We start from the raw sequence: 11052 nt of genomic DNA on the forward strand, positions 1-11052 counted from the left end.
CTGCTTAACGCAGACCCAGAAAATCGATAATCTGAGTGAAATGATCTTCAAAGCCGACAAATGCGTGATTGCCGCCCTCCTCTACCGTCTGCCGGCATGAGGCGTAGTAAGCAACGGCCTGGCGGTAATCAAGCACTTCATCGCCCGTTTGCTGCAGCAGCCAGATTAAATCAGGCGCTTCCAGCGGGTCGATTTGCATAACTTTGAGATCGTAAATATGGCGAGACTCTAGCACATATTGCTGCCCCGTGTACGGATTCTCATTGGGGCCCAAAAAATTGTTCAGCAGTTCAAACGGGCGTACCGCCGGGTTAACCACCACCGTCGGCAGCATAAAACACTGCGATAGCCAGGTGGCATAGTATCCCCCCAGAGACGACCCCACCACGCCCAGCGGTTCCCCGCCGCGTTCGAGGACAATCGCTTCCAGTAATTCCGCCGCCTCTGCCGGATAGGCGGGCAGTTCCGGCACCACCATCGTAATCTCGGGAGAGGTCTGCGCCAGCCACTCCTTTAGCGCCATCGCTTTGGCCGATCGCGGTGAGCTGTTAAAACCATGCAGATAAAGGAGGGTAGCCATCAGTATCCTTCTGAAGCAATATCCGGGTGAAACTTCACGCCCTCAAGGCGGCAAACTTCGGTGATCAGAGTGCCATCGGCATGCAGTTCCAGCCAGCGCCAGCCGGGAGAAACGGTATCCAGCGTGAAGTTGGCGCAGTGCGGCTTAAACTGCACGCAGGTCGAAGGCGTAGCCATCATTCGGCGCCCGTTCCAGTCGAGGTCCAGCTCCTGGTGAATATGCCCGCAGAGCAGATGCTTAACCCGAGGATAGGCGGTCAACGCGCGGTCCAGCGCGCCGGCATTACGCAGGCTATGCTGATCAAGCCAGCTACAGCCCGAAGGCAACGGATGATGATGCAACAGCAGCAGCGTATATCGTTCGGGTTCTTCCGCCAGCTTATGCTCCAGCCATTCCAGCTGAAAGTCGCTCAGTTCGCCGTGCGGCACCCCGAAAACCTGGCTATCCAGCAACAAGATTTGCCAGCGATCGCCCAGCAGGACCCGCTTGGCCGGGGAGATGCCGGACTCCTGCAGCGTGCTGTACATCGCCGGCTGGAAATCATGATTGCCCGGCAGCCAGACGCAGGGCGCGGCGAAACTCGCGATGCCCTCAGCGAAGTGCTGATAGGCCGCGGCTGAATGGTCCTGTGCCAGATCGCCTGTTGCTACAATCAGATCGCACTGACGCTGTGAGGCATGGATGGCATCCAGCACGGCCTGATAGCTTTCCCAGGTATTGATGCCCAACAGCGTTTCATGCTTTTCAGCAAACAGGTGAGTATCAGTAATTTGTAATATCCTGACTCTGGTCTCACCAGCCAGAGGCAGATTTAACAGGCTTTCCAAATGGTGTCCTTAGGTTTCACGACGCTAACAAACCGGAATCGCCATCGCTCCATGTGCTAAACAGTATCTCAGCCAGTCCGCCAGGAACTGATTAATTTGATGCTTTTCGTCGCGTTGATGCAACTTTTTATTAGGATAATCATACTTTGCTTTGAAGCGAAAGATCTGCTGAGTCGAACACACTTCAGCCACCATCGCATCATGATAAAGGCGTACCGTCATTGACGGCAGGCTCCAGTAACTCACTGCGGGAACCGTCTGCTCAATCGACACCAGTGTAGTGTAGCGGGTCGATTCGACGATAGTTAATCGATATTGCGCATTGCCCACCTGATAGCCCGCCACATCGCCGGCCGCATCGGTTCGAGGCAACAGGCGGCGCAACTGAGCAAAATTGGTTTCACACAGGCGCATCATTTCCGGGAAGTCAGGTGTATAACGCTTCATTTTGTCCACTCATTACGTAAATTGTGATAATGCAATTGCAGCCATTGCAAGGCGATGACAGAGGCTGCGTTGTCGATTTTCCCCTCTTCAACCCACTGATAAGCCTGCTCCCGACTTACCACATGCACCCGGATGTCTTCATGTTCATCCGCCAGGCCATGAATGCCTTTGGCCGTCGCGGCATCCACTTCCCCCACCAGAATCGACAGCCTTTCGCTGGTGCCGCCGGGGCTTGCCAGATAGCTCAGAACCGGTTTGGTTCGCCCAACGTCCAGCCCGGCCTCTTCGACCGCTTCCCGGCGGGCGACATCCTCAGGCGTTTCCCCTTCTTCTATCATACCGGCGACCATCTCAAGCAGCCACGGACTCTCGCTGGTATCATACGCGGCAATGCGAATCTGTTCGATCAGCACAACCTCATCGCGTATCGGGTCAAAGGGTAGCAAGACGGCGGCATGCCCGCGCTCAAAAATTTCTCGCGTCACTTCGCCGCTCATCCCGCCGTTAAACAGGCGATGGCGAAAGCGGTATAAATCCAGCGAAAAAAAACCACGATAAAGCGTTTCGCGTGCAATAATTTCTACATCGTTTTTCGAGAAGGTAATTCCCTGCTGATTGGGCTTGTTCATTGTCTGTGTCCTGCGCATCCGAAAGTAAGGATTTATAAGCCGTTTGGCTACCGTTTTACAGTCTGTATGTTAGATTGGTGCAAATTACCGCCGGATGGCACGTAACGCCAACTTTTTACCGCGGCAGAGTCGATACAATCAGCAGATATATTTAGAATTTGGGCGGCGCTTTATGCTTCACAACAAGGAATGCAAATGAAGAAATTTTTCCCCATCCTTATCGGCCTGGGCCTGACTGGCTTCAGTGCCATGAGCCAGGCAGAAAACCTGATGCAGGTTTATCAGCAGGCGCGTATCAGCAACCCTGACCTGCGTAAATCAGCAGCCGATCGCGATGCTGCATTCGAAAAGATCAACGAAGCACGTAGCCCGTTACTGCCTCAACTCGGTCTGGGCGCGGATTATACCTACACCAATGGCTACCGCGACAGCAACGGCGTGAACTCTAACGTCACCAGCGGCTCGCTGCAGCTCACGCAAACGCTGTTTGATATGTCGAAATGGCGCGCCCTGACGCTGCAGGAAAAAGCAGCCGGTATTCAGGACGTCACCTATCAGACTGACCAGCAAACGCTGATCCTCAACACCGCTACGGCTTATTTTAACGTACTGAGCGCCATCGATACGCTCTCCTATACCGAAGCGCAGAAACAGGCGATCTATCGTCAGTTGGATCAGACCACCCAACGCTTTAACGTCGGCCTTGTGGCGATCACCGACGTGCAGAACGCCCGTTCACAGTACGACTCGGTGCTGGCGAACGAAGTGACCGCGCGTAACGATCTCGATAACGCGGTGGAAGCGCTGCGCCAGGTAACCGGGAACTACTATCCGGAGCTGGCGTCGCTGAACGTCGACGGTTTTAAAACCAACAAGCCGCAGACGGTCAACGCCCTGCTGAAGGAAGCGGAAAACCGCAACCTGTCGCTGCTGCAGGCGCGTCTGAACCAGGACCTGGCGCGCGAACAGATTCGTCAGGCGCAGGACGGCCACCTGCCGACCCTGGATTTAACCGCCTCGACCGGGGTGTCCAATACCTCCTATAACGGTTCTAAAACCAACGACCCAACGCGCTATGGCGATAGCGACGTCGGGCAGAATAAAATCGGTCTGAGCTTCTCGCTGCCGCTGTATCAGGGCGGGATGGTTAACTCGCAGGTGAAACAGGCGCAGTACAACTTCGTCGGCGCCAGCGAACAGCTGGAAAGCTCGCATCGTAGCGTGGTACAGACCGTTCGTTCTTCCTTTAACAACATCAATGCTTCTATCAGCAGCATCAACGCCTACAAACAGGCGGTGGTCTCTGCGCAGAGCTCTCTTGATGCCATGGAAGCGGGATATTCGGTAGGTACACGTACCATCGTGGATGTGCTGGATGCCACAACCACGCTGTACAACGCCAAACAGCAGCTCTCCAGCGCGCGTTATAACTACCTGATCAACCAGCTGAACATTAAATCCGCGCTCGGTACGCTGAATGAGCAGGATCTGATTGCGCTGAACAATACGCTGGGCAAACCTGTCGCAACGTCGCCGGATAGCGTCGCGCCGGAGAACCCGCAGCAGGACGCCAGCGCCGACGGCTACAGCGGCAATGCCGCTCCGGCAGCCACACCGGCGGCTACCCGCACCACGAAAACCAGCGGCACGAATCCTTTCCGCCAGTAATCGTCCTTGCGTGAAGGCGCTTCGCTTAACGAATTTCGCTAAGCGAAGCGCTAAACGTAAGGCAACGTAAAGATCCCCTGCTTTCCGCCCCTCTTCGCTTCATTTTCCACCAGTCATCCTCTATCCTGAGCGTTAACAAACCGCAATACCACTGGGTCCTGGAAGACAAATATGAAACGGACAAAAAATATTAATCATGCCTCGTTCCGTAAAAGCTGGAGCGCACGTCATCTGACGCCGGTCGCTCTTGCCGTTACGGCCGTATTTATGCTCGCCGGTTGTGAACAAAGCGACGAGACGGTTTCTCTGTATCAAAATGCCGACGACTGCTCTGCGGCCAACCCTGGCAAAAGCGCGGAGTGCACCACCGCATTCAATAACGCCCAACAAGAAGCTGTACGTACCGCGCCGAAATACGCCACGCGTGAAGATTGCGTAGCCGAATTCGGTGAAGGCCAGTGCCAGCAGGCGCCGGCTCAGGCAGGCGTCGCGCCGGAAAACCAGGCGCAGGCGCAAAGCAGCGGCAGCTTCTGGATGCCGCTGATGGCAGGCTACATGATGGGTCGCATGATGGGCGGCGGCATGGGCGCGCAGCAGCCGCTGTTCAGCTCGAAAAACCCGGCCAGCCCGGCCTACGGTCAGTACACCGATGCCGGCGGTAAGAGCTACGGCGCCGCGCAGCCCGGCCGCACAATGAACGTACCGAAGACGGCGATGGCGCCAAAACCGGCCACCACCAGCACCGTAACCCGCGGCGGGTTTGGTGAATCGGTGGCGAAGCAGTCCACCATGCAGCGTAGTGCGGCAGGCACCTCTTCTTCGCGCTCAATGGGCGGCTAAACACCATGGAAAGAATCAGCATCACGGAGCGCCCGGACTGGCGCGAAAAGGCGACCGAATACGGCTTTAACTTCCATACCATGTATGGCGAGCCGTACTGGAGCGAAGAAGCCTATTACAAGCTGACGCTGGCCCAGGTAGAGAAGCTCGAAGAGGTGACCGCCGAGCTGCATCAAATGTGTCTGCAGGCGGTGGAAAAAGTGATCGCCAGCGACGAGCTGATGGCGAAGTTTCGCATCCCGAAACACACCTGGGGCTTTGTGCGCCAGTCGTGGAAAACCAACCAGCCATCGCTCTACTCTCGCCTCGATCTGGCCTGGGATGGCGTGGGTGAGCCCAAGCTGCTGGAGAACAACGCGGATACGCCGACTTCGCTGTATGAAGCCGCGTTCTTTCAGTGGATTTGGCTGGAAGATCAGCTCAATGCCGGCCAGTTGCCGCAAGGTAGCGACCAGTTCAACAGCCTGCAGGAAAAGCTGATTGCGCGTTTTAGCGAGCTGCGTGAGCAGTTTGGCTTCCAGCTGCTGCATATGGCGTGCTGCCGCGATACCGAAGAAGATCGCGGTACCGTTCAGTATCTGCAGGACTGCGCCGCGGAAGCGGGCGTCGCCACCGAGTTTCTGTATATCGAAGATATCGGCCTGGGTGAAAAGGGGCAGTTTACCGATCTGCAGGATCAGGTCATCGGTAATCTGTTCAAACTCTATCCCTGGGAGTATATGCTGCGCGAAATGTTCTCCACTAAGCTGGAAGATGCCGGCGTCCGCTGGCTGGAGCCGGCGTGGAAAAGTATCATTTCAAATAAAGCGCTGCTCCCGCTGCTGTGGGAGATGTTCCCGAACCACCCTAACCTGCTGGCGGCCTGGTTTAGCGAAGACGCACATCCGGAGATGGAAAAGTACGTCATCAAACCGATTTTCTCCCGCGAAGGCGCGAACGTGTCGATCGTTGAAAACGGCAAGGTGCTGGAAGCGGTAGAGGGTCCATACGGTGAGGAAGGAACTATCGTGCAGGAGTTTTATCCGCTGCCGAAGTTCGGTGACAGCTATACGCTGATCGGCAGCTGGTTGATTAACGACCAACCTGCCGGGATTGGCGTGCGCGAGGATCGGGCGCTGATTACCCAGGATCTGTCGCGTTTCTATCCGCACATTTTCGTCGAATAAGATCTTCCCCGGCGGCGTTTACGCCAGCCGGGGTTATCGCGTTACTTTTATGCCCCAATCAGCACCGACAGCATACTCAACGACCCCATCTCCATCCCTTCTACCGGAATAGAAATCGGCTCTTCGCCGTCCCAGGTGCCGAGCACGTACAGCAGCGGCAGATAGTGCTCCGCCGTCGGGTTAGAGAGCGAACCGCCCTCGTGCGCCAGATAGTTCACCAGCGGATGCTCGGCAACCGGCCCTTTCCAGCGGAGGTTGCTTTTCACATACTCATTGAATGATTCCGCCCATGGGTAAGGCGTATTCTCGCCATGCCAGCGCGCGGTGCGCAGGTTATGCACCACGTTACCACTCGCCACCAGCATGATGCCTTCATCGCGAAGCGCGGTCAGCTTGCGCCCCATCTCCAGATGCCACGCTGCTGGTTTGGTGCTGTCGATGCTCAGTTGCACCATCGGGATATCCGCATCGGGGTACATCTTAATCAGCACGCCCCATGAACCGTGATCGAAACCCCAGGCTTCTTTATCCAACGTCACCGGTACCGGTGCTAGCAGCTCGACCAGGCGCTGCGCCAGTTCAGGGGAGCCGGGCGCCGGGTAGTGCGTATCGTAGAGCGCCTGCGGAAAGCCGCCGAAATCATGGATCGTTTTCGGCGTTTCCATAGCCGTGACCCCGGTACCGCGCGTAAACCAGTGCGCAGAGACCACCACGATGGCTTTAGGGCGTGGCAATGTTTCTCCAAGATGACGCCAGGCGCGGGTATAGACGTTATCTTCCAGCACGTTCATCGGGCTACCGTGGCCTAAAAACAACGCTGGCATTCGGGTACGGGACATGGTGATATCCTTAAGTAAAGAGGAAATGTGATGCCTTCACATTACGCGTTTTTGCATCAGGATAAACTCAGATAAGCATGATGATGATCGTCAGAAAATTTGAATGTAATTCGCTGTAAAGGGCCCTGTTTCCCTCTCGCCGTTAGCTGGCAAGCCAGATATTATGAATGATAATCATTATCAAAGGAGCTGAATGATGTCGTCCCCCTTAATATTGACCCTGCTGGCCGGGAGCGCCACCTTCATCGGGGCGATTTTCGGCGTACTGGGCCAGAAGCCATCCAACCGCCTGCTGGGGTTTTCTCTGGGTTTCGCCGCTGGAATCATGCTGCTTATCTCCTTGATGGAGATGCTGCCCGCCGCGCTGAATGCTGAAGGCATGTCGCCGTTGATGGGTTACGGCATGTTCGTTATCGGCCTGCTGGGGTATTTTGCGCTTGACCGTATGCTGCCGCACGCCCATCCGCAGGATCTGATGTCGCCGGGCGCCCCTCGCCCGCGTAACCTGCGGCGCACCGCGATTTTGTTGACCCTCGGTATCAGTTTGCACAACTTTCCGGAAGGCATCGCCACCTTTGTAACGGCCAGTAATAACCTCGAGCTGGGGATGGGCGTCGCGCTGGCGGTCGCTTTACATAATATTCCGGAGGGGCTGGCGGTGGCGGGACCGGTGTATGCGGCGACGGGTTCTCGCCGCAAAGCGGTACTGTGGGCCGGGCTTTCCGGCATGGCGGAGATCCTCGGCGGTCTGTTGGCCTGGCTGATCCTTGGCAGTCTGGTATCCCCGGTGGTGATGGGCGCCATTATGGCCGCCGTTGCCGGGATCATGGTGGCGCTGTCGGTCGATGAGCTGATGCCGCTGGCAAAAGAGATCGATCCGCAAAGCAACCCAAGCTATGGCGTGCTGTGTGGGATGTCGGTGATGGGGCTGAGCCTGGTTGCGCTGCAGGCGATGGGGATTGGCTAACGGCCAAAAACAACAAAGCCCACCATAAGGCGGGCTTTGCGATGAAGCGGGCCAGGATCAGCTGGCTTTGCGCTCATGTTCACGACGGTAAGCCACCAGATCTTCAATGGTGACCACCGCCATATTGTGCTGCCGGGCGAACGCGATGCATTCTGGCGCACGCGCCATTGAGCCATCGTCGTTGGTCAGTTCACACAGTACGCCAGCCGGCTTGAAGCCCGCCAGCGTCACCAGATCGATAGTCGCTTCCGTATGGCCACCGCGGGTCAGCACGCCGCCCGGCTGCGCGCGCAGCGGGAAAACGTGGCCAGGACGGTTCAGATCGGCAGGTTTTGCGCCATCGGCAATCGCCGCACGCACGGTGGTCACGCGGTCAGCAGCGGAAACCCCGGTAGTCACGCCTTCCGCGGCCTCGATGGTCACGGTGAAGCCGGTACCGTATGCGCTGGTGTTGTTCTCCACCATCATCGGCAGGTCAAGCTGTTTACGACGTTCATCGGTCAGGCACAGACAAACAATGCCGCTGCCGTGACGAATCGTCAGCGCCATCTGTTCAACGGTCATGGTTTCGGCGGCGAAAATCATGTCGCCTTCGTTTTCACGGTCTTCATCGTCAAGCACCATCACACCGCGGCCTTCGCGCAGTGCATTTAAAGCGTGTTCCACACGTTCAAAAGCGGTACCAAAAGAAGAAAGGAGCGTCTGATTCATGGTAAAAAAACCTCATTAAAATTATGGTTACCAGAATCAGGGCAGTCTTAGGAGCGCCGGTTAAGCGGCAAAAGTCAACGCAAGCGGATCGAAACCCGACTGAGCCGTTACTCTCTCCCATCCGGACTTTAACCGTCGGCCCCGGAATTACACCGGATCTGCTGACCTTTCTGCTTTCACAGAAAGCGCTCGCGGGCTTTCAACGCGATGGTTGATTTACCGCCGGTGGGGAATTTCGCCCCGCCCTGAGAATAAGCAAGATCACTATAACGCTATTGATTATCATCGGCAATGCATAAGCTTCAAACATTTTTGGTTTATAGGCTGCGTCGTTCGCACTACAATGAGCGGTAAATCGACCAGAGCAGGAAACCACCATGATTGACCCGAAAAAAATTGAACAAATCGCCCGCCAGGTCCATGAATCGATGCCGAAAGGTCTTCGTGATCTTGGGGAAGATGTGGAGAAAAAGATCCGTCAGGTGCTCCAGTCACAGCTGACCCGCCTGGATCTGGTAAGCCGCGAAGAGTTTGATGTGCAGACTCAGGTGCTGCTGCGCACCCGCGAAAAACTGGCTCTGCTGGAGCAGCGTATCAGCGATCTCGAAAGCCGCCCGGCCACTCCGAGCGCCGAAGAGAAGCAGTAAAAATAACGGGCCATCAGGCCCGTTGTTGTATCAGTGTTCCAGCTCTGGTGCCGGTGTAACCTCTTCACTGACCTGGCGGCAGTAGAGCTCATACCGTTGGCAAAACCATTCACGCTGATCTTCATCCATATTACCGACAATGGCCTGCAGATCAACGGCATGACCTTGCGTATGCATTCTGGCGAAACTCAGGGCCAGAAAATCAAAGTTCTTCATCAAATACAGTTCGTTGTGATTCATCCGCATACTCCTTCAGCCGTTGCTGTTCTGATTGGTCATATGCTTTTTACTCACTTAAGTATTTACCCTGACGCACACGCTTTCTGTACGAAAAATGCGCTCTAATCGCATATTTATTGCGCTGCATCATGTCTGTCAGCATTAAATTAAAAAAGCCCGCGATCGGGCGATCGCGGGCCGGTTTCATATTCCCCCGCGAGTGCGGGAAACGCCTATTGGCCGCCGTCTTTCTGGATCTTCCTGATGATATTGGTGGTTGAGCAACCATCTTCGAAGTTGAGCACCAGCACTTCACCGCCGTTGGCCCACACCTCTTCGCTTCCCGCGATATCCTCCGGCTTATAGTCGCCGCCCTTCACCAGCAGATCCGGCAGGATCCCGGCAATCAGGCGCTGCGGCGTATCTTCTTCAAAGGAGACCACCCAGTCGACGGCTTCCAGGGCGCCCAGGACGATCATCCGCTGCTCCAGCGGGTTAACCGGACGGGACTCCCCTTTCAGACGTTTGGTCGACGCATCGCTGTTCACGGCAACAATCAGGCGATCGCCGAGCTTGCGCGCATTGGCCAGATAAGAAACGTGACCGGCGTGCAGAATGTCAAACACGCCGTTGGTCATGACCACTTTCTCGCCGCGCTTACGCGCCGCCGCGACGGCCTGCTTCAGCTCTTCTTCGTTCATCACGCCAAAACCGGTCTCGGCGCGCCCGCGCACCGCGTTTTCCAGTTCGATAGGCGAAACGGTAGAGGTCCCCAGCTTGCCGACCACGACGCCTGCCGCCGCGTTGGCGAAGTAGCAGGCCTCTTCCAGCGTATTGCCGGAGGCGAGCGTCGCCGCCAGCACGCCAATGACCGTATCACCGGCGCCGGTGACGTCATACACTTCCTGCGCCTGCGTCGGCATATGCAGCGGCGGTCGGCCCGGCTGCAGCAGCGTCATCCCCTGTTCGGAACGGGTCACCAGCAGCGCGGACAGCTCGAAATCGGCAATAATTTTCAGACCGCGTTCGACAATATCCGCTTCATCCTTACATTTGCCCGCCACCGCTTCAAACTCAGAGAGGTTCGGCGTCAGCAGCGTTGCGCCGCGATAACGCTCGAAATCGGTGCCTTTCGGGTCGATCAGCACCGGTACGCCCGCCTCACGCGCCAGCTTAATCATGGTCTGGACGCTGGCCAGCGCGCCTTTCGCATAGTCAGACAGTACCAGCGCGCCGATGGTGCTCAGCGCCTGCTGAATACGTTCATGCATGGGCTGCGGATCGACGCCGGAGAACCCCTCTTCGAAATCAAGGCGGATCAGCTGCTGGTTGCGCGACAGCACGCGCAGCTTGGTGATGGTCGGGTGCGTCGGTACGGAGACGAAATCGCACTTCACGTTGACGTCGGCCAGCGCTTTACTGAGCGCACGCGCGGCGTCGTCAATCCCGGTCAGGCCAACCAGGCGGGAAGTCGCACCGAGAGAAGCGATATTCATCGCCACGTTTGCCGCG

13 protein-coding genes and 1 riboswitch are annotated in these 11052 nt (G+C 56.6%); of the genes, 5 read left to right on the top strand and 8 right to left on the bottom strand.

The window, feature by feature from the left end; genetic code table 11:
• Window positions 1-4: 4 nt before the first annotated feature.
• The 4 genes from yqiA to nudF are packed head-to-tail and all read right to left on the bottom strand — an operon-like array spanning window position 5 to window position 2483.
• Entirely contained in the window at window positions 5-580 is a 576-nt protein-coding gene (gene yqiA, locus ACI2JR_RS16610; protein WP_132729692.1) for an esterase YqiA, read from the bottom strand.
• Complete coding sequence (gene cpdA, locus ACI2JR_RS16615) at window positions 580-1407, bottom strand: 3',5'-cyclic-AMP phosphodiesterase (protein WP_132729691.1); 828 nt, start codon at window positions 1405-1407, stop codon at window positions 580-582. Before cpdA ends, yqiA begins: the two co-directional genes overlap by 1 nt.
• 24 nt (window positions 1408-1431) lie before the next feature.
• The gene (locus ACI2JR_RS16620; protein ID WP_004867771.1) at window positions 1432-1854 is read right to left on the bottom strand and encodes a DUF1249 family protein; all 423 of its coding nucleotides are present in this window, start codon (window positions 1852-1854) and stop codon (window positions 1432-1434) included.
• The gene (gene nudF / locus ACI2JR_RS16625; protein ID WP_132729690.1) at window positions 1851-2483 is read right to left on the bottom strand and encodes an ADP-ribose diphosphatase; all 633 of its coding nucleotides are present in this window, start codon (window positions 2481-2483) and stop codon (window positions 1851-1853) included. Before nudF ends, ACI2JR_RS16620 begins: the two co-directional genes overlap by 4 nt.
• Window positions 2484-2678: 195 nt before the next feature.
• Between nudF and tolC the strand changes: the two genes are divergently transcribed.
• The 3 genes from tolC to ACI2JR_RS16640 all read left to right on the top strand — a co-directional run bounded on the left by tolC (window position 2679) and on the right by ACI2JR_RS16640 (window position 6157).
• Window positions 2679-4151 carry an outer membrane channel protein TolC gene (gene tolC, locus ACI2JR_RS16630; protein ID WP_132729689.1) on the top strand — a complete coding sequence of 491 codons (1473 nt, stop codon included), beginning with the start codon at window positions 2679-2681 and terminating at the stop codon, window positions 4149-4151.
• A 171-nt stretch (window positions 4152-4322) separates the two neighbouring features.
• Complete coding sequence (locus ACI2JR_RS16635) at window positions 4323-4991, top strand: DUF1190 family protein (protein WP_462479006.1); 669 nt, start codon at window positions 4323-4325, stop codon at window positions 4989-4991.
• A 5-nt stretch (window positions 4992-4996) separates the two neighbouring features.
• On the top strand, window positions 4997-6157 hold the full coding sequence (locus ACI2JR_RS16640; RefSeq protein WP_132729687.1) for a glutathionylspermidine synthase family protein: 1161 nt from the start codon (window positions 4997-4999) through the stop codon (window positions 6155-6157).
• 47 nt (window positions 6158-6204) lie between these two features.
• On the opposite strand, the gene ygiD is transcribed toward ACI2JR_RS16640, so the two are convergent.
• Window positions 6205-6996 (bottom strand): 4,5-DOPA-extradiol-dioxygenase, encoded by a 792-nt coding sequence (gene ygiD, locus ACI2JR_RS16645; protein WP_132729686.1) that lies wholly within the window; start codon window positions 6994-6996, stop codon window positions 6205-6207.
• Between the two features lie 196 nt (window positions 6997-7192).
• Here ygiD and zupT point away from each other — a divergent pair, with 196 nt between their 5' ends.
• Window positions 7193-7963 (top strand): zinc transporter ZupT, encoded by a 771-nt coding sequence (gene zupT, locus ACI2JR_RS16650; RefSeq protein WP_462479010.1) that lies wholly within the window; start codon window positions 7193-7195, stop codon window positions 7961-7963.
• A gap of 57 nt (window positions 7964-8020) precedes the next feature.
• Here the strand turns inward: zupT and ribB are convergent, their stop codons facing one another.
• Complete coding sequence (gene ribB / locus ACI2JR_RS16655) at window positions 8021-8674, bottom strand: 3,4-dihydroxy-2-butanone-4-phosphate synthase (RefSeq protein WP_132729685.1); 654 nt, start codon at window positions 8672-8674, stop codon at window positions 8021-8023.
• Between the two features lie 105 nt (window positions 8675-8779).
• Window positions 8780-8931, bottom strand: a riboswitch (FMN riboswitch).
• Between the two features lie 120 nt (window positions 8932-9051).
• On the opposite strand from ribB, the gene ACI2JR_RS16660 reads away from it, so the two are divergent.
• Window positions 9052-9321: a ubiquinone biosynthesis accessory factor UbiK gene (locus tag ACI2JR_RS16660; RefSeq protein ID WP_132729684.1), complete on the top strand. Its 270-nt coding sequence runs from the start codon at window positions 9052-9054 to the stop codon at window positions 9319-9321.
• Between the two features lie 30 nt (window positions 9322-9351).
• Here ACI2JR_RS16660 and glgS read toward each other — a convergent pair whose 3' ends face one another.
• Window positions 9352-9561: a cell surface composition regulator GlgS gene (gene glgS, locus ACI2JR_RS16665; protein WP_132729683.1), complete on the bottom strand. Its 210-nt coding sequence runs from the start codon at window positions 9559-9561 to the stop codon at window positions 9352-9354.
• Between the two features lie 212 nt (window positions 9562-9773).
• A partial coding sequence (gene hldE / locus ACI2JR_RS16670; RefSeq protein WP_462479007.1) for a bifunctional D-glycero-beta-D-manno-heptose-7-phosphate kinase/D-glycero-beta-D-manno-heptose 1-phosphate adenylyltransferase HldE occupies window positions 9774-11052 on the bottom strand: 1279 nt, incomplete at its 5' end.

It is taken from the genome of Klebsiella sp. NPDC088457 (genome assembly GCF_044900465.1).
Taxonomy (GTDB): Bacteria; Pseudomonadota; Gammaproteobacteria; order Enterobacterales; family Enterobacteriaceae; genus Klebsiella.